Annotated in this window: 14 protein-coding genes and 1 other annotated feature; of the genes, 8 read left to right on the top strand and 6 right to left on the bottom strand. The window is 52.1% G+C overall.

Features of this window, described 5'->3' with window-relative positions:
* The 6 genes from xrtK to glpX all read right to left on the bottom strand — a co-directional run bounded on the left by xrtK (position 1) and on the right by glpX (position 7,949).
* Entirely contained in the window at positions 1-543 is a 543-nt protein-coding gene (gene xrtK / locus DESGI_RS02750) for an exosortase K (RefSeq protein WP_041284746.1), read from the bottom strand.
* Positions 533-760: a helix-turn-helix domain-containing protein gene (locus DESGI_RS02755; RefSeq protein WP_006524029.1), complete on the bottom strand. Its 228-nt coding sequence runs from the start codon at positions 758-760 to the stop codon at positions 533-535. The genes xrtK and DESGI_RS02755 overlap by 11 nt, the downstream gene beginning before the upstream one ends.
* Positions 761-773: 13 nt before the next feature.
* The gene (locus DESGI_RS02760; RefSeq protein WP_006524028.1) at positions 774-1,223 is read right to left on the bottom strand and encodes a DUF2975 domain-containing protein; all 450 of its coding nucleotides are present in this window, start codon (positions 1,221-1,223) and stop codon (positions 774-776) included.
* A 408-nt stretch (positions 1,224-1,631) separates the two neighbouring features.
* Positions 1,632-5,936: a 2-hydroxyacyl-CoA dehydratase gene (locus tag DESGI_RS02765; protein ID WP_052543920.1), complete on the bottom strand. Its 4,305-nt coding sequence runs from the start codon at positions 5,934-5,936 to the stop codon at positions 1,632-1,634.
* 357 nt (positions 5,937-6,293) lie between these two features.
* Positions 6,294-6,758 carry a hypothetical protein gene (locus tag DESGI_RS02770; RefSeq protein ID WP_006524026.1) on the bottom strand — a complete coding sequence of 155 codons (465 nt, stop codon included), beginning with the start codon at positions 6,756-6,758 and terminating at the stop codon, positions 6,294-6,296.
* A 213-nt stretch (positions 6,759-6,971) separates the two neighbouring features.
* Positions 6,972-7,949 (bottom strand): class II fructose-bisphosphatase, encoded by a 978-nt coding sequence (glpX, locus tag DESGI_RS02775; protein ID WP_006524025.1) that lies wholly within the window; start codon positions 7,947-7,949, stop codon positions 6,972-6,974.
* Positions 7,950-8,254: 305 nt separating this feature from the next.
* Here glpX and argH point away from each other — a divergent pair, with 305 nt between their 5' ends.
* From argH to ilvB (DESGI_RS02820), 8 genes are all read left to right on the top strand, one after another.
* Positions 8,255-9,625, top strand: a complete 1,371-nt coding sequence (gene argH / locus DESGI_RS02780; RefSeq protein WP_006524024.1) for an argininosuccinate lyase — start codon at positions 8,255-8,257, stop codon at positions 9,623-9,625.
* Between the two features lie 59 nt (positions 9,626-9,684).
* Positions 9,685-11,235, top strand: a complete 1,551-nt coding sequence (locus DESGI_RS02785) for a DUF445 family protein (RefSeq protein ID WP_006524023.1) — start codon at positions 9,685-9,687, stop codon at positions 11,233-11,235.
* A 60-nt stretch (positions 11,236-11,295) separates the two neighbouring features.
* Positions 11,296-11,551 (top strand) — a binding site (T-box leader).
* A gap of 407 nt (positions 11,552-11,958) precedes the next feature.
* Positions 11,959-12,837 carry a branched-chain-amino-acid transaminase gene (ilvE, locus tag DESGI_RS02795; protein WP_006524022.1) on the top strand — a complete coding sequence of 293 codons (879 nt, stop codon included), beginning with the start codon at positions 11,959-11,961 and terminating at the stop codon, positions 12,835-12,837.
* Positions 12,838-12,868: 31 nt separating this feature from the next.
* Complete coding sequence (ilvD, locus tag DESGI_RS02800; RefSeq protein ID WP_006524021.1) at positions 12,869-14,533, top strand: dihydroxy-acid dehydratase; 1,665 nt, start codon at positions 12,869-12,871, stop codon at positions 14,531-14,533.
* Positions 14,534-14,627: 94 nt separating this feature from the next.
* Positions 14,628-16,286 carry a biosynthetic-type acetolactate synthase large subunit gene (ilvB, locus tag DESGI_RS02805; RefSeq protein ID WP_006524020.1) on the top strand — a complete coding sequence of 553 codons (1,659 nt, stop codon included), beginning with the start codon at positions 14,628-14,630 and terminating at the stop codon, positions 16,284-16,286.
* 11 nt (positions 16,287-16,297) lie between these two features.
* Complete coding sequence (ilvN, locus tag DESGI_RS02810) at positions 16,298-16,819, top strand: acetolactate synthase small subunit (protein WP_006524019.1); 522 nt, start codon at positions 16,298-16,300, stop codon at positions 16,817-16,819.
* A gap of 5 nt (positions 16,820-16,824) precedes the next feature.
* Positions 16,825-17,820, top strand: coding sequence for a ketol-acid reductoisomerase (gene ilvC, locus DESGI_RS02815; protein WP_006524018.1), 996 nt, complete (start codon positions 16,825-16,827; stop codon positions 17,818-17,820).
* Positions 17,821-17,981: 161 nt separating this feature from the next.
* Positions 17,982-19,649: a biosynthetic-type acetolactate synthase large subunit gene (gene ilvB / locus DESGI_RS02820; RefSeq protein ID WP_006524017.1), complete on the top strand. Its 1,668-nt coding sequence runs from the start codon at positions 17,982-17,984 to the stop codon at positions 19,647-19,649.
* Positions 19,650-19,653: the final 4 nt, after the last annotated feature.

The raw sequence follows: 19,653 nt of genomic DNA on the forward strand, positions 1-19,653 counted from the left end.
TCAGCAGGTGTGTCCCCTTTCCTTATGCGAGGCGGGAGTCTTAGCGGCGGTTAACGAGATTAATTTGTCAATTGATATATAGCTTGCCGCCAGCGCAGCAAAATAAAGGGAAATACCTATGCCTGAATGCAGGAGTGCAAATTTCTCGTGGGCTACAAACGGTATTGAACCAATAATTCTGATGCTGCTGATTAAGATCCCGACCACGATAGCTCCGACAAAACTTGTTATAAACCACAACACCTTGTGAAAGCCTTTGAAATGTTTTGTGAACATGCAGGCATTCATAGTAAACATTAAAACAATAAAGTGGCACCCCATACACTCCCGGCCAATGGTAAATGCCCAGTCCATGGATGAATAGCCCATCCCGTTTGTGTACACCAGCGGAATGTTGTAAAAAATCTCCACCGCTTTGGCGTGAGGATAAAGCAATATTCTTAAAACAGCATCCTGTGCGGTTTTAAACTCATATATCAAACACAGACCAACCAGGACAGCCAGAAAATAAAAAATAATATTCTGTACTTTATTATTTTTCATTGCCGTCACGCTTCGTATCCGTATATTCCAGAATATCGCCCGGTTGACAGTTTAACGCCTTGCAGATTTCTTCCAGTGTGGAAAATCGAATTGCTCTGGCCTTGTTGTTTTTAAGAATTGATAAATTTGCGGGAGTGATGTTCACCAGTTCCGCAAGCTCTAACAGCCCAATCTTTCTTTTTGCCATCATTACATCGAGATTGACAATAATCGGCACAGTTCATCACTCCTTAAACCGTCAAGTCATTTTCTTCTTTATACTGTACCGCCTGTTTGAAAACGTCTGCCAGAACCAGCGAGAACAAGCCCGCTATGGCAAAGATAATAACAATTATGCCTGTTCCCAGTGTAAACCAGAACAAACATTTTATTATGTACAATGTTGAAATGACAAAAGCTGCAACTGCCATTTTCCTTAGAGCGTCTACATTTTTTAGAGTAAAGGGGCTAGTATTCAAAAGTGTTTTAAAAATACATCTCAATATCCATAAAATATATAGCGCTGCGATGCCTGACAACATTAATACAACTGTAAAATGTAGGCGAATGTTTTCTGCTATAAAGGTGCTTGGAATAAGCTTGAAAATAATTACCGGAACAAATACGCAAACCAGAATACCGCTGTAAAACATGAAATCAATAAGTAGCTTGGTAAAGCGGTGTAGAGCTTTTTTTTGCATGCCAAGGACCTCCTGAGAACTTTATCAAACAGAATAATAACACAATGATTTTCGAAATACAATATATAATTATTGAATAACAATAAACTTTCATTGAAAATCAATAAAATTTCAATGAAAAAAGATCATGTGACAAGCTAGCACCTGCCACATGATCTCAAAACTTTATACCCAAAAACAATATGAATATAACACCGGTTCAGGTTAAATATAAGCCGTTCGAGACAATTTTTTGTCCACTATCTCCAGAAGAATTCGAGAAACTTCGGAAGGCTGGTGTTGTGGCTAAAAGAAAACGGAACGTGAGATTAAAAATGTTGACGTTACAAAGTTTAGTAAAGATATACCCACTGTAGGACACAGTGGGTATATCTTTACATGGCAAGGTGAATTTGAGTTGTCACCGGATCAATCATGCAAAAGCAAACTGTTACCGGTCAATTTATTAACCGGTATCCTGGGCCGGTTATGGGTGGTAAAAGAATCATTAATTACCTGCATATTTTTAAAAGCTACTGACAGCATCAGTTTAAGGCGGTTGAGCTGGTTGACTTCACTGGCCCCGGGATCATAGTCTATCGCGGTTATGTTTGCCTGGGGGTAGTTTCTCTTTAATTCCTTAATCATTCCTTTACCGGTAACATGGTTGGGCAGGCAGCCGAAAGGCTGCACGCATACGATATTGGCGACCCCGTGGTTGATCAAATCAATCATCTCCGCGGTTAAAAACCATCCTTCTCCGCAGTGGTGTCCCAGCGACATGATCCGGTTGGCCAGCTCGGCCTTATGGTAGATTGAATTGGGTGCACTAAACTTATTACTTTTGGCCAAAAGGGCAACCATTGTCTTGCGGCTGCTTTCCATGTGGTTAATATAGTACTTGCCCAGCAATAAATGCGATAATTTTCCGGTTAAATATTGATATTTAAAAATATAATCGTAGGCGCTATAGGTAAAGAAGTCCAACAGGTCGGGCAAAACTACTTCTGCGCCTTCATCTTCTAAAATTTTAACAAGATTGTTATTGGCGGTGGGGTGGTATTTAACCAGTATTTCCCCCACTATACCTACGCGGGGTTTTGGTACATTAGATATTTTAATTTGGCCAAACTCTTCAATAATTCCCCGCAGGTTTTCTTCAAATTGCTGTTTATTCCCTGTGGCAATCTGCATTTTACATTTTTTAACCCATTTTTCATAAAGCAAATTGGCCGAACCGGGAATTTTTTCATAGGGCCGGATACGGTGCAGTACCCGCATCAGTAAATCACCATAAACCACTGCGTTAATGGCCTTCTTCAGTATTTTGCCGTTTATTTTAAACCCGGGGTTTTTTTCCGCGCCGTAAAGGTTGGCGGATAACACAGGTATATTATCAAACCCGGCCTCTTTTAATGCTTTTCTCAGCAGCCCGATATAGTTGGTGGCCCGGCAGCCGCCACCCGTCTGGCTGATGATTACCGAAGTATGGTTAAGGTCATATTTGCCGGACTGCAGGGCTTTCAAAAGTTGTCCAATGACAATTATGGCGGGATAGCAGGCATCGTTGTTCACATATTTGATTCCTACATCCACCGCCTGCTTCTCTACCGTGGGCAGCACCTCCAAATTGTAGCCTTCGGTTTTAAATACTTCCTGCAGAAATTCAAACTGCATGGGGGCCATCTGGGGTGACAGTATGGTATGGGTCTGTTTCATTTCCTGGGTGAAGACAATTCTGTCCCGGTAGTAGGGAGCCTTTTCTTGGGCCTGCTCCCTTTGCTTCCCGTTGATTACTGCCATCAAGGAGCGAATCCTTATTTTGGCTGCTCCCAGATTGGTCCCCTCATCTATTTTAAGGGCGGTATAAATTTTACCCTTCGAATTCAATATCTCCTGTGCCTGGTCGCCGGTGATGGCATCCAGCCCGCAGCCGAAGGAATTAAGCTGAACCAGGTCTAAATTTGATTGGGTGGTCACGAAGCTGGCCGCCGCATACAGCCTGGAATGATACATCCACTGGTCAATCACCCGGAGCGGCCGTTCAACTTGCCCCAGGTGGGCAACGGAATCTTCGGTAAGGACGGCCATGCCAAGGGAATTAATAATCTCCGGCAGCCCGTGATTAATCTCCGGGTCCAGGTGATAAGGCCGCCCGGCCAGAACAATGCCATGTTTCCCCGTTTCCTTCAGGTAAGCCAGTACCTGGGCACTCTTTTGCCTGATATCCTGTTTAAAAAGCTCATCTTCCTGCCAGGCCCTTTGCACAGCCCGGGCAATTTCCCTTTTGGAAATTTTCCAGTCTTTGAACAATTGGTGCAGCCTAGTGGTGAGCTGCTTTTGATTATCATAAGGGAGAAAAGGGTTCAAAAGCTGTACATTTTCCTCCCGAATGATGTCCATGTTGTTTTTAATCACTTCGGGATAGGAAATAACCATGGGACAATTAAAATGGTTGTTGGCCTCTTTTTGCTCCAGCCGCTCATAGGTAATTGACGGATAAAAAATAAGCTTGATGCCCTGTTGTATCAGGGAGGCAATATGCCCGTGCACCAGTTTGGCCGGAAAACAGGCGGTATCCGAAGGGATGGTCTCGGTACCCAGCTCATAAATCGCCCGGGAAGAGCGGGGGGAAAGTTCCACCCTGAATCCCAAATCAGTAAAAAAGGTAAACCAGAAAGGATAATTTTCATACATGTTCAAAACCATGGGAATGCCCACGGTACCCCTTGGGGCTTCCTTGTCAGGCAAAGGCTTATAGCTCAACAGGCGTTTATACTTGTAATCATAAAGATTGGGAATGTCCTGCCGGCCTTTTCCCTGGCCGACGTTTTTTTCACAGCGGTTGCCGGAAATAAATCTGCCGCCATCCGGGAAATTATTAATGGTTAAAAGACAGTTGTTGCCGCACCCGCCACAACGGCTCAGCTTAGTGCTGATAGAAAACTTATCCAGCTGCTCTTTAGATAAAAGAGAGCTTTGCCGGCCCTGTTGACTGCGGTCCCGGGCAATGAGAGCCGCCCCAAAAGCTCCCATCAGGGGCGCGATATCTGCTCTGACCACATCTTTTCCTGTGATGAGTTCAAAGCTGCGCAGCACGGCATCGTTTTGAAATGTCCCGCCCTGAACCACAATTCTATCACCCAGATCCCGGGTGTTTCTCATTTTAATGACCTTGAATAAGGCATTCTTGATAACCGAGTAAGAAAGCCCGGCCGATATATCGCCCACCGTAGCCCCTTCTTTCTGGGCCTGTTTGACCATGGAGTTCATAAATACCGTGCACCGGGAACCTAAATCCACCGGGGAGGCTGCGGTAAGGGCCAGCCGGGCAAATTCCTGCACTGAAACATCCAGTGAGCGGGCAAAGCTTTCGATAAAGGAGCCGCAGCCGGAAGAACAGGCTTCATTGAGCATAATGTTCTCGATAACTCCGTTTTTAATCTTGAGGCATTTCATATCCTGGCCGCCGATATCCAGTATTAAATCTACACCGGGGTTGAAAAATTGCGCGGCAGTATAGTGGGCTACTGTCTCTACTTCCCCCACATCAATGTGCAGGGCGGCTTTTAAGAGGCCTTCACCATATCCCGTTACCCCTGTGCTGACAATTTTAGCTGAGGCAGGCAGACGGCTGTACAGGTCTTTTAATATGCCCAGCGCGGATTGCAAGGGACTGCCGGTATTATTACAATAGTGGGAATATAACAAGCGGCCGTTTTCATCTATCAGGGCCACCTTGGTGGTTGTTGAGCCGGCATCCAGACCTAAAAAACAGTCTCCGGCAAAGGAGTCCAAATCCATCCTATCAATACGGTGAGCATTGTGTCTCCTGCGGAAATCATCCAACTCCCGGGTATCATTAAATAAAGGCTGCAGCCGGGAAAGTTCATGGTAAGCAGAGACATCTATGCTATTTAATTGATCAATTAAACCTAGTAAAGTGACGGTATTACTGGAACCCGATGACAAAGCGGCCCCCATGGCAACAAAAAACTGAGCCTGTTGGGGAAATATGGCCTGGCTGTCATTAAGCTTGAGGGTTTCTTTAAATCTTTGACGCAGTTCGGATAAAAACCATAATGGCCCGCCGAGGAAGGCCACATTACCCTTGATGGATTTGCCGCAGGCCAGTCCACTGATGGTTTGATTGACCACCGCTTGAAACACGGAAGCTGCAATGTCTTCTTTGCGGGCACCCTCATTTAAAAGTACCTGAATATCAGTCTTGGCGAACACACCGCAGCGGGCCGCCACGGGATAGATGGTGGTATACTGTTTAGCCATTTCATTTAAACCCAGGGCATCCGTCCCCAGTAATGTTGCCATCTGGTCAATAAAGGCTCCGGTTCCCCCGGCACAGATACCGTTCATCCTTTGGTCAAGACCGCCCCGGAAGAAAGTTATTTTGGCATCTTCTCCCCCCAGCTCGATGGCCACATCTGTTTGGGGGATCAAGCGATCAATAGCCTGGCTGCAGGCAATAACTTCCTGAATATGTTCGATGCCCAGCCAGGAGGAGAGGGCCAGTCCCGCCGAACCAGTTACCATTACTGTAACCGGCGTATTGCCCAGCTGTTGAAAGGCATCGGTTAACAGATCGGTGGTGTGCCTTTTGGTTTCTGCATAATGCCGCCGGTACTTTTTATAAATTATATTGTCATCATCGTCCATAATGACTAACTTGACCGTGGTTGACCCCACATCTAAACCCATACGCAGTATATCTATGATTTATTCCCTCCACATTCAATCATGGATTGAAACATTCATGGATTGAAACATTGTTTGAAAAGATATTACCTTAATGGTAATTTAATGGAACAACTATTGTCAACTAAAAGGCTATCTGAAAGTCAGTGTGGATTTTAGAGGGGCGGGAAGTGTCGCAGCGAAAAGCATTTATTGGGCTGCTGCCCGATACAATTTACATTTCCCCTAAGATGGTTTATATTTAAAGCTTCTAACTTTTAACTTTCAACACCCGGCACCGGTGCTTTCTTGCGGATTTAGTTGGGGTGGGTAGTTAATAAAATAACAGTACACTGTAAAAATGTACTGTTCATAAGCATTCACGCGATTAAATTTACACTAGCAGGGACAGTTGGAATTCGTATTAAGTCCTGTATAATGTGCTATTACCTTTATACGAACTTTTCTTGAAGAACATATAGTGTTTTCAGGTATAACAAAGCAAAAGCCATCTATGGTTACATTGCCGCATGATGTTCCGGGAACTGTTAATGCTCTACCTTTATAACCCAGAACCTGTCTTGTATCAGCATCACTCAAGATTACACCAATTGCTAATTCACGGCCTCTGCATATATTTGTAAGGGAGACCCTTACATTTAAAAACCTTGCTTGATTAGGAAGATTTCCTAAATTGATTGTTCTTTCTTCAAAATCGTCACATGGTCCGAAGGTAACGGATTCTGTTACAAAGCAGTCATTTTTGATAATGTTTTCCGGTGGTTTAGACTGGGCATCAAAACGTTCAGCAGGGACAGCATCCTCTTGCCCTGTTTTAGTCGGTACATCCTCATTTTTAAGCACCCAAATGCCTCCTTTCATAGCCTCTAATCATCATAACCACAAACTATTAACCACTAATAAACCAACCACTAACCAGTTAATCACACACTTACAGTGATTTTATGTATAATACGCCTTAGCTGTAGGATATGTTAATTACTTGTATAACCAAAAACAGGAAAAAATAAAGTGCCAGGCGGGTCTTAGCCCTGCCTGGCACCTGACAAAAGACTGTTATTTTTCTTTAATCAGTAAGTAATGCGGCTTATATTTTAAATTATGTACTGTATTGATAAAGCGCACTGTGCGACTCTTGGCCCGCATCACCAGCGAGTAAGTTTCGGCCAGCTCGCCGCCCCTGAAACGCACTCCCTTGAGCAGCTCCCCGTCGGTTACGCCGGTGGCCGCGAAAATGGCGTCGTCCCCCCGTACCAGGTCGTCCATGGTTAAAATGCGATTGGGGTCTTCAATGCCCATGCTCAGGCACCGCTGGTATTCGCTGTCATCCTCAGGTATCAGCCGGGCCTGCATATCACCGCCCATGGCTTTCAGCGCCGCCGCTGCGATTACACCCTCGGGGGCGCCGCCGATACCGGCGCAGATATCAATGCCCGTATCGTCAAAAGCAGTGGCCAGGGCTGCGGCCACGTCACCGTCGCCGATGAGGCGCACCCGGGCACCTGCCCCCCGTACAGCTTCAATCAGCTTCTGGTGCCGGGGACGGTCAAGGATCATTACGGTGCAGTCCACAATGCGCTTGTTATTGACCCTGGCCACTGTTTCCAATGTTTTTTCAATGGGGTCGTCCAGGTTGATCAGGCCGGCGGCCCGCGGGCCCACGGCCAGTTTATCCATATACATATCCGGAGCATGCAGTAAATTGCCCTTATCGGCAATGGCAATCACCGACATGGCGTTGGGCAGCCCCTTGGCCAGAATATTGGTCCCCTCCAGCGGGTCCACCGCCACATCCACTTCCGGTGTCTCGGAGTTGCCCACCTTTTCACCGATATATAACATTGGTGCCTCGTCCATTTCCCCCTCGCCTATGACTACGGTACCGTTCACGCATACTGAATCGAACATGGTGCGCATAGCATTGGTGGCGGCTTCGTCGGCCTCGTTTTTGCGCCCTCTGCCCATCCACTGCGCGGAAGCCAGGGCGGCCATTTCGGTAACCCGCACCAATTCCAGCGTCAGTTCTCTTTCCATAAAATTAACACTTCTCCTTTATTAGTAAACTGTTTAATTGATTTTTATTTTAACATATTTAGAGGTTAAAGGGGATATAGTATAACATTTTTTAAAAAAAAGTGCCTAATATTTTTAGTTGAGAAAAAGTATATTAACACGAAAAGTAAAATATACCAGCTGCGCTTGAGATTTTTTTTTCGACTTTTTCCAACTTTGGTGCAACCGTGTTATAATATTTTAGCATTATATACTGGTAAAATGAAAGCATCAGTGGTGGATGAAACCGCACCGGTGTCAACATTTAAATAAAGAGGTGGATTTAATTGGCCAAGCTGTGGAGCGGGCGCTTTCAAAAGGAGACGGACCGGCTGGTGGATGATTTTCATTCCTCCATTTCCTTTGACAGCCGCCTTTATAAATACGATATTACCGGCAGTATTGCCCATGCCAAAATGCTGGCGAAGGTGGGCATTATCAGTCACCAGGAGGCTGATAGCATTGTAGGCGGCCTGACGGATATACTGGCTGGTATCGAAGCGGGCCGGGTGGAATTTTCCGTGGCTGCCGAAGATATTCATATGAACGTGGAACAATTATTAATAGCAAGCATTGGAGAGGTGGGTAAAAAACTGCACACTGCCCGCAGCCGCAACGACCAGGTGGCCCTGGATGTGCGCATGTACCTGCGGGATGAGCTGGACAGGGTCAGGCAGCTGCTGGCCGGACTAGCGGGCGAGCTGCTGGATATGGCGGAAAAACACCTGGACACGGTTATGCCCGGTTACACGCACCTGCAGAGGGCCCAGCCCGTCACCCTGGCCCATCATCTGCTGGCTTATTGCCAGATGTTCTTAAGGGATAGGGACCGCCTGGCGGACTGCCGCCGCCGGGTCAATGTGCTGCCCCTGGGGGCCGGGGCCCTGGCCGGCACCACCTTCCCCCTGGACCGGGAGTACGTGGCCCGGGAACTGGGGTTTGATGCCATTACCGAGAACAGTCTGGATGCAGTGAGCGACCGGGATTTCGCCGTGGATTTCGCCGCCGCCGCGTCCCTGATCATGGTGCACCTGAGCCGTTTTTGTGAGGAAATCATCCTCTGGTCATCGGCGGAGTTCAGTTTTATCGAGTTGGACGATGCCTACAGCACGGGCAGCAGTATGATGCCCCAGAAGAAAAATCCCGACGTGGCGGAGCTGATCCGGGGTAAGAGCGGCCGGGTATTTGGGGATTTAACCGCTCTGTTGACCATGCTGAAAGGACTGCCCCTGGCTTACAACAAGGATATGCAGGAGGATAAAGAAGCCCTGTTTGACGCGGTGGATACCGTGAAAAAGTGCCTGCTGATTTTCCGGCCCCTGGTGGCCACCATGCGGGTTAAAAAGGAAAACATGTCCCGGGCGGCCCGGGGCGGGTTCACCAATGCCACTGATTTGGCGGATTATCTGGTCCAGCAGGGCGTGCCTTTCCGAGAGGCCCATGCCATTGTAGGCCGGACGGTAGCTTACTGCCTGGAACGCAATAAATCCCTGGAGGAATTAAGTCTGGAGGAACTGCATAATTTTTCTCCTTCCATTAAAGAAGATGTTTATGCCGCTATTGGCGTAGCCCACTGTGTGGCGGCCCGCAGTATCACGGGGGGGCCTGCCCCGGAAGCGGTGCAGGAAGCTATTCGCACTGCTCGCCGGCGGCTGTAGGGCGAAGCAGGGGGGCGGTGGGGAAGCAGTAAACTGTATTATTAAGGAAGGTATGCTCAATGAACTGGCAACAAATGGCCCTGGCGGTGCTGGCGGGGGCCGTGATCGGTTATATTACCAACTGGATTGCCATTCGCATGCTGTTTAGGCCCCTGACAGAAAAAAGGTTGTTGGGTCTGCGGGTGCCCTTTACCCCCGGGGTGATCCCCCGGGGTAAAGGGCGCCTGGCTAATGCCGTGGGCGAGGCGGTGGGGGGGATGTTGCTCACCGATGAAAAGGTGGTGCGGCATTTGCTGCAGCCCGAGGTGGAGGAACAGATGCGTGGCTACCTGGCCGGAGGCATGGCTAACGTGCGGGAAAGCGGGGTCAGCATAGGTGAAGCGCTGGGCGACCCCGGGGGGGAGTCACCTGTTTGGCAGGAGTTGACAGACCAGCTTGCCGGTGTGGCGGTAAAGCTGGCCCGGAGTGAAGCCTCCCGGCGGGCGGCCGGCCACCTGGCCCGGGAAGCAGCCGGTTACCTGCTGGATCAAACCGTGGCAGCTGCGGTGGATGCAGCCGGGCGTGAAGGTATTCTGGACAACCTGGAGCAGCTGCCCGGGGCAATACTGCGGCAGCCCGCCGTACAGCAGGAACTGCGGAGACGGCTGGCTGTGCAGATCGAGAATTTTCTCAACAGTCCCCGGGCAGTTGGTTATTATTTGCCCGGGGCCGTGCGGGAGGGCATCCATCAATTTATTACCGATCAGGCCCCCCGCATCATCGCGGTCGTAGAGCAGTATGTTAATTCTCCTGGGGCCCGGCGGGCTATGCAGGAGCGGATTGAGGGATTTTTTGAAAGCACCGCCATCAAACGGTTTATGAACACCATATTTCAATTTATGGGCGGCGGCACTGATATGCTGACCCAGCGGCTGGCCGGGGAAATAAACCGGTTTTTCGCCGATGAAAAAAACCGGGCCGAAATAGTGGCGCGCCTGCACCTGCTGGTGGATGAAATGCTGGAAAAAAGCATCAGCGAAGTGGCTGCGGGGCTGGATGACGCAGGTAAGCGAGAAAAGGCCGCTGCCATAGCGGCCTGGGCCGTGGACAGGCTGGCCGACCCCTCCATAACCGCCGCCCTGACCGGTGCGGCAAAGGAAATGCTTGACAAAAGCCGCGGCCGGACCTGGCGGGAGCTGCTCAGCCAGGCCAATCCCACCTGGCCCGACAAGCTGCCGGCACTTGCCCGGCGCCTGGTGGAAAACCTCTGGGAGGGTGATGTGCTGACCCGGGGTGTTGACGCGTTGGTGCGGCGGGAAATGGCAGCCGTCTGGCAGCTGCCGCTGAGCCGCGTACTGGATCTGCTGCCCGAGAATTTTGCTACCGACGCCGGTGGGGCCGCCACCAGGCTGTACCGATATCTGGTGCAGAAACAGGTGCCGGGCCTGCTGCGTTTTATCGATATCAGGAGCATGGTGCGGCAGCGGGTGGAGGAGCTTGATGAGCTGCAGGTGGAAGAAATGCTGCTGGGCATTATGCGCCGGGAACTAACAGCCATAACCTGGCTGGGGGGACTCCTGGGAGCCATGCTGGGCGTAGTTACAGTTACCATGCAATATATGATGAAATAGAGATAAAAACTGTTGACCGTAATTGTGTTTTTACTGTATACTGAGTTGTAAGTTTTTATATTAAAGGTTATGAAGGGGAGCAAAACCTGCAAGCCGCGCCACAGAGAGCTGGGGGTGCTGAAAACCAGCGCCGGAACAGGTGAAGACATCGCCCCGGAACTACTTTGTCGAAAGGGCGCGTGCCCTGTAGGCAGAGTCGGGAGCAAGCGGCCCGTTACTGCCGCTGTGTCGCTGACACACTCAAGAGGTTTTCGCCGCCCGGCGGAAGCAAGCAGGGTGGTACCGCGGGAGGAAATTTAGGCCTCTCGTCCCTGGTGTTTATTCACCAGAGACGAGGGGCTTGGTGTTTATATTGGTTAATAAGTACTTTATTAAGCCATGGGTCAACAGTGGCCGGGCTTTACATGGAGGGAAGTGTACCTAGGGTTCCGCCTCCGCTGGAGGGACTGGACCGAGCGGTACAGGCCGCCGGGGCTTAATCGCCGGAGGTTACACCGTGGGGATAAAAGACCCAAGCGGATAGGTTCCACCCTTGGAAAATATCAGCGGGTCTTATTTTATTTATACAGTTTTTAAAGTTAATATAGGAGGTGAAAGCAATCTCCGTAAGTTAACGGCCATGGCCGCTTGAATACCTTGATGTGCAGGCGGTTGATTCGGGCCGGTGGTGTCAGGTAAATAGGTTTAATCTAAAAATTACTGAATCATAACAGGAGTGTGAAGATGAGCATGATCATTTATTTAGACGGTAAATATGTACCCGAGGAACAAGCTGTTGTATCAGTATTTGACCATGGTTTGCTATACGGTGACGGCGTGTTCGAGGGCATCCGGGCTTATAACAACCGGGTTTTTAAATTAACCGAGCACCTGGAAAGGCTGTATGAATCGGCTCATACCCTGACCCTGGAGATTCCCATCAGCATTGAGGAGATGCAGGAAGCGGTGCTGGAAACCCTGCGCCGCAATAATTTGCGGGATGCCTACATCCGCCTGGTGGTGACCAGGGGCAAGGGCGACCTGGGCCTGGATCCCGGCAAATGCCCCCGGGCCACGGTTTTCTGCATTGCGGCGTCCATTCAGCTTTATCCCGATGAATTGTATGAACAGGGCCTGGAGATGGTTACCGTGGCCACCCGTCGTAATCTTGCCGAGGCCTGCAACCCCAGGGTTAAGTCCCTCAACTATTTAAATAACATTTATGCCAAAATAGAGGCCAATTTAGCCGGTGTGCCCGAGGCCATTATGCTTAACCAGGAGGGTTACGTGGCCGAGGCCAGCGGGGATAACCTGTTCCTGGTTAAAAAGGGCAGGTTGATAACTCCGCCCATTCATGTGGGACTGTTGGAGGGGGTTACCCGCAATGCCGTAATGGATGTGGCCCGGGATAAGGGTATTGTAGTGGAAGAAAAGGTATTCACCCGACACGATGTGTATAATGCCGACGAGTGCTTCCTTACCGGCACGGCAGCCGAATTGATCCCCTGCGTGCGGGTGGACGGCCGGCCTATCGGCACCGGCAAGCCCGGCGAAGTATTTTGGAGCCTGCTTAAAGACTTCCGGGAACTGACCAAAGTGGATGGACCGGTTATCTTTGAGTAAGCAGATTAGCCATTTAGATAGGAGGATTAAAATGCGCAGTGATGCCATGAAAAAGGGGTTGGAAAAAGCTCCTCACCGTTCTTTGTTCAAAGCATTGGGTATGACTGAGCAGGAACTGGAACGGCCCATTATTGGCGTAGTCAACTCATTTAACGAAATAGTGCCCGGACACATGCACCTGCGCGAAATCACCGAGGCAGTAAAGGCCGGTATCCGGATGAACGGCGGCACCCCCATGGAGTTTCCCGCCATTGCGGTGTGCGACGGCATTGCCATGAACCATGAGGGCATGAAATACTCCCTGGCCAGCCGGGAGATTATCGCTGATTCAGTGGAAGTGATGAGCATGGCCCATCCCTTTGACGGCCTGGTGCTGGTCACGTCCTGCGACAAGGTGGTGCCCGGGATGCTGATGGCTGCGGCCCGGCTGGATATCCCCGCCCTGATCGTCAGCGGCGGCCCCATGCAGTCCGGCCGGTACCAGGGGCGGGATATGTCCCTGAGCAATATATTTGAGGCTGTAGGCGCGGTGCGGGCCGGTAAGATGACCGAGGCCGAATTGGCTGAGGTTGAAGAAGCGGTGTGCCCGGGATGCGGCTCCTGCGCCGGTATGTTTACCGCCAACTCCATGAACTGCCTGACCGAGGCACTGGGCATGGCTCTGCCCGGCAACGGCTCGCTGCCCGCGGTTTCTGCAGCCCGCCGGCGCCTGGCCAAGTTGAGCGGCATGCGGGTGGTGGATTTGGTACGGGAAAACCTGTGCCCTTCAAATATTATGACGGCCAAAGCATTTGCCAACGGTCTGGCCCTGGATATGGCCCTGGGCTGCTCCACCAACACAGTGCTGCACCTGCCCGCCATTGCCCATGAGGCCGGGGTGGAGATAAATCTGGATATGATTAACCAGGTCAGCGAAAAAACCCCCAACCTGTGCAAGCTGAGCCCCATGGGCCAATACTTTATGCAGGATCTGGATGAGGCCGGGGGGGTATCGGCGGTACTCCGGGAACTGGTAGCCCACGGACTGGCGGACGGCAGCTCGATGACCGTTACCGGTAAAACGCTGGGCGAAAATGTAGCCGATGCTGCCATCAAGAACGGTGATGTTATCCGCAGCGTGGCCGACCCGTACAGTGCCAGCGGCGGTATTGCCGTGCTGTACGGCAACCTGGCCCCCGGCGGGGCGGTGGTGAAAAAAGCCGGGGTGGACCCGGGAATGCTTAAACACCGGGGCCCGGCCCGGGTGTTCAATTCCGAGGATGAGGCCTGCCAGGCTCTGATCAATCAACAAATTCAAAAGGGCGATGTCATCGTAATCAGGTACGAGGGACCCAAGGGGGGGCCGGGGATGCGGGAAATGCTCACCCCCACCGCCACGGTGGCCGGCCTTGGCTTGGATAAAGACGTGGCTCTGATCACCGACGGTCGCTTTTCCGGCGCCACCCGGGGGGCCTCCATCGGCCACGTTACCCCCGAGGCGGCCGAAGGCGGTCCCATTGCGGCACTGCAGGACGGTGACCTGATTGAGATAGATATACCCCGGTGCAGGCTGGATGTGCTTTTAAGCGAAACAGAGCTGGAAGCACGGATGGCTCAGTGGGTGAAACCCGAGCCCAGGGTGACCAAAGGTTACCTGGCCCGGTATGCCGGGCTGGTTACTTCGGCGGGCACCGGGGCCGTTTTGAAAAAACTTTAAAATACCGGCCGCCGGCGCGGCCATAAGGTCCGGCCTGTCATCAATTTATAAACGGGCCGGACCCCCAAATAATTTTACCGGAGGTGGAAGGGGTATGCAAAAAACCGGGGCACAAATCCTGGTAGATAGTCTCCTGGCCGAGGGGGTGGATACTATTTTCGGCTACCCGGGCGGGGTGGTACTGCCAATTTACGATGTGCTGTATGATTCTGAAATTAGACATATACTGACCCGGCACGAGCAGGGCGCTGCCCATGCCGCCGATGGCTATGCCCGGGCCTCCGGTAAACCCGGAGTGTGTCTGGCCACATCGGGACCCGGGGCGACCAATTTAGTTACCGGTATTGCCAACGCCTATATGGATTCGATACCCATGGTGGCCATTACCGGTCAGGTGGCGACTCCGCTGCTGGGCCGGGACTCTTTTCAGGAGGCCGACATTACAGGTATAACGTTACCCATTACCAAGCACAATTTTTTGGTCAAAGATCCCAAAGATATAGCCAGGACGGTGCGGGAGGCTTTTTATATCGCCACCAGCGGCCGGCCCGGTCCGGTACTCATCGACATGCCCAAGGATGTGTCCTCAGACATGGCGGAGCATGCGGATCCCGGACCGGTGCAGCTGCCGGGGTACAGTGTTAATCAAGAGCCGGATCCCGAACAGTTAGCCAGGGCCGTCAGGGCGATTGAAGAATCCGAGCGGCCCGTTATTTATGCCGGTGGCGGCGTGGTGAGCGGCGGGGCCCACGGGGAACTGCTGGAGCTGGCTGAAATGCTGCTCATGCCGGTGGCCACCACCCTGATGGGCCTGGGCGGCTTTCCCGGCAATCACCCGCTGTCGGTGGGCATGCTGGGCATGCACGGCAGTAAATACGCCAATTACGCCATCAACGAATGTGACCTGCTGATCGGCGTGGGGGTGCGCTTCGATGACCGGGTGACCAGCAAGCTGGAGGAATTCGCCCCCGGCGCCATCATTATGCATATTGACATAGACCCGGCGGAAATAGGTAAAAATGTAGGGGTGGACATTCCCCTGGTGGGGGACGTCCGGCTCACCCTGCGCAAAATGATTGAACGGCTGAAACCCAGGGTGGCCAGCCAGTGGCGGGATAAAATAGCGGTTTGGAAAAAGGAACATCCCTTTGAATTTGTGGAAAACGGGCGCATTAAACCCCAGGAAGTGATCCGGGAGATCTGCAATGTCACCAAAGGCAATGCCCGGATTACCACCGAAGTGGGGCAGCACCAGATGTGGGCCGCCCAATACTACACCTTCACCCGGCCCCGGACTTTCATCTCGTCAGGTGGCCTGGGCACCATGGGGTTCGGGTTCCCCGCAGCCATCGGCGTGCAGGTGGCCTGTTCGGATGAAACGGTTATTGATATTGCCGGTGACGGCAGTATCCAAATGAACATTCAGGAGCTGGCCACGGCTGTACACTATAACCTGCCGGTGAAAATAGCTATTATGAACAACGGTTTTCTGGGTATGGTCCGGCAGTGGCAGGAGCTGTTCTACAACCGCCGTTATTCTTACACCGAGCTGGATAACCCTGACTTTGTCAAATTGGCCGAGGCCTATGGTGCCGTGGGCATACGGGTGACTAAAAAATCGGAAGTACGGCCCGCCCTGGAGGAAGCCATGGCGGTAGCCAAACCGGTGGTGCTTGACTTTCCCATTGAGCGGGAGGAAAATGTATATCCCATGGTTCCCCCCGGCGAGCCCATCCATAAAATGCTGGGATAGGAGGGGTAGATATGCTGAGGCATACCCTGGCGGTGCTGGTGGAAAACAGCCCGGGCGTGCTGGCCCGGGTGGCCGGTTTATTCAGCCGGCGCGGTTATAACATCGACAGCCTGGCGGTGGGGCGCACCGAAAGTCCCGACGTGTCCCGGATGACCATTGTTGTTGATGGTGATGAAAGGGTTTTGGAGCAGGTCACCAAGCAGCTGCACAAGCTGGTGGATGTAATAAAAATAAATGATATTACCGTTGATGAATATGTTGACCGGGAACTGGTGTTAATAAAGGTAAACGCGGACCCTGCCCAGCGTGGCGAGGTAATGCAAATTGCCGATGTGTTCCGGGCCCGCATTGTAGATCTGGGCCGCCGGACATTAACACTGGAGTGTACGGGCAACGACGGTAAAATAAATGCCTTTGAAGAATCCTTGCGCCCTTACGGCATCAAGGAACTGGTGCGCACAGGCAAAATCGCCATGCTCAGGGGTACAAAATATACAGGATACCAGGATAACGGTACCAAGGAGGAGATTTAGTAATTATGGTCAAGGTTTACTACGATCAAGACGCAGATTTAGCGGTGCTCAAAGGTAAAAAGATTGCCATCATGGGTTACGGCAGCCAGGGGCATGCCCAGGCCCAGAACTTGAAAGACAGCGGCCTGGATGTGGTGGTGGGCCTGCGCAAGGACAGTTCCAGCTGGTCCAAAGCCGAAGCGGACGGCCTGGCTGTGACCACGGTGGCCGAGGCTGCCAATCAGGCTCAAGTTATTCAAATATTACTGCCCGACGAAACCCAGGGCAGGGTTTACGCCGAGGAAATTGCGCCTTACCTCACCGAAGGCAAGGCATTAATGTTCAGCCACGGCTTTAATATTCACTTTGGGCAAATTCAGCCCCCCGGCAACGTGGATGTGATTATGGTGGCCCCCAAGAGCCCCGGTCACATGGTGCGCCGGATGTACGTGGATGGCCAGGGGGTGCCGGGATTGGTGGCCGTGTACCAGGATTACACAGGCCGGGCCCGGGACGTTGCCATGGCCTATGCTAAAGGTATCGGCTGCACCCGGGCGGGGGTGTTTGAAACTTCCTTTGCCGAGGAAACTGAAACCGACCTGTTCGGCGAGCAGTGTGTGCTGTGCGGCGGGGTCAGTGAGCTGATCAAAGCTGGTTTTGAGACCCTGGTGGAAGCGGGCTATGCCCCCGAGATGGCTTACTTTGAGTGCCTGCACGAAATGAAATTGATCGTTGACCTGATCAATGAGGGCGGTCTCAGCTGGATGCGCCACTCCATCAGCAATACCGCTGAATACGGCGACTATATGGTGGGCCCCCGGATCATTAATGATGAAACCCGGGATGAAATGCGGGCCGTGCTGGCGGAAATTCAAAACGGAGTGTTCGCCAAAGAGTGGATGCTGGAAAACCAGGTCAACCGCCCGGTATTCAATGCAATTCGCAAACAGGAAAAAGAACACCTCATTGAAGAGGTGGGCGCTGAGCTGCGTCAGATGATGCCCTGGCTGAAGAAAAAATAAGCTGCTGGTGCCAGGTGTTGAAAGGTTGAAAGCTAAAAAACGAGCAGGGGTAACCGCCCAATAAGTAATTTTCGCTTAATACTAAGGAGCTTTATCGATATAATGCGCTATAATATAGTGCGCTATATTATCGTGAGAATATGTTTTGAGGGGGACTCGCCATGGAAATAACGGCTGCCCAAGCCCTGGTGCAGTGCCTGGAAAAAGAACAAGTGGAAGTAATTTTCGGCTATCCCGGTGGAGCCACTCTACCGGTGTACGACGCCCTGTATGATTCAACCATCCGGCATGTGCTGGTGCGGCATGAGCAGGGGGCGGTGCACGCGGCTGACGGCTATGCCCGGGCCACCGGGCGAGTGGGCGTGGTGATGGCCACCTCGGGACCCGGGGCTACCAACCTGGTTACCGGTATAGCCAATGCGTACATGGACTCGATACCCCTGGTTCTTTTCACCGGCCAGGTGCCCACCAACCAGGTGGGTACCGACGCTTTTCAGGAAGTGGATATCACCGGCATTACTATGCCGATAACCAAACATAATTACCTGGTTAAGGATGCCGCCCAGCTGCCCCGGATCATTAAAAACGCGTTTCACATTGCCTCCACCGGGCGGCCCGGCCCGGTGCTGATTGACTTGCCCAAGGATGTGGCCCAGACCGTGATTAATTTTCAGTATCCCCAGACGGTACAGCTGCGGGGCTATAAGCCCACATTTCGCGGGCATCCCAATCAGATCGCCGAGGCGGCCCGGCTCATTGACCGGGCCGAAAGGCCGGTGATCTACGCCGGGGGTGGCATATTAGGCAGCCGGTCCAGCGCGGAGCTGCTGGCCCTGGCTGAAACCATCAACGCGCCGGTCACCAACACCTTCATGGGGCTCAGCAGCTTCCCCGGTGACCACCCGCTGTTTCTGGGCATGCTGGGGCTGCATGGCAAACGGTCCGCCAACCTGGCGGTAACCAACTGCGACTTGCTAATCGCCCTGGGTGCCCGGTTCGACGACCGGGTGACCGGCAAAATTGCCGAGTTCGCGCCCCAGGCCGGGGTCATCCACGTGGATATCGACCCGGCGGAAATAGGCAAGAACATACCGGTGCATGTGCCCATTGTGGGTGATGTGAAACAAGTACTGCAGGAGCTGCTGCCCCGGCTGAAAAAAAGAACCGACACCCGGTGGCTGGAGCGGATTCAGGCGTGGCAGAAGGAATATCCTTTGACTTACGATGCCGACCGCGGTGAGCTGAAGCCCCAATACGTGGTGGAAAAGCTAGACGAGATTACCAGGGGTAATGCCATGGTGGCCACCGATGTGGGGCAGCACCAAATGTGGGTGGCCCAGTATTACCGGTTTAAACGCGCCGGTGGTTTAATTTCCTCCGGTGGCCTGGGTACCATGGGGTTCGGGCTGCCCGCGGCCATGGGTGCCCAAATAGGCCTGCCCGGTGAACAGGTGATCCTGGTGGTGGGTGACGGGGGCTTCCAAATGACCATGCAGGAACTGGCCACCATTGTGGAACAGCAGCTGCCCCTGAAGATAATTATATTGAATAATTTTGTGCTGGGCATGGTGCGCCAGCTGCAAAAGGTTTACTGCGGGGGGCGGTATATGGCGGTGGACTTCAAGTTCCACCCCGACTTTGAAACCCTGGCCCGGTCATACGGGATTAAAGGGTACACCATGCGCACCAGGGAGGAAGTGGATGCACTGCTGCCCCAGGCCCTGGCTGAACCAGGGGCGGTTTTGATTAATTGTCTGGTTAGCGCCGAGGAAAATGTCAATCCCATGGTGCTGGCCGGTAAATCCATCAGTGAAGCTATTGATTGTTAATATG

Origin of the sequence: Desulfoscipio gibsoniae DSM 7213 (genome assembly GCF_000233715.2) — a bacterium.
Taxonomy (GTDB): Bacteria; Bacillota; Desulfotomaculia; order Desulfotomaculales; family Desulfallaceae; genus Sporotomaculum; species Sporotomaculum gibsoniae.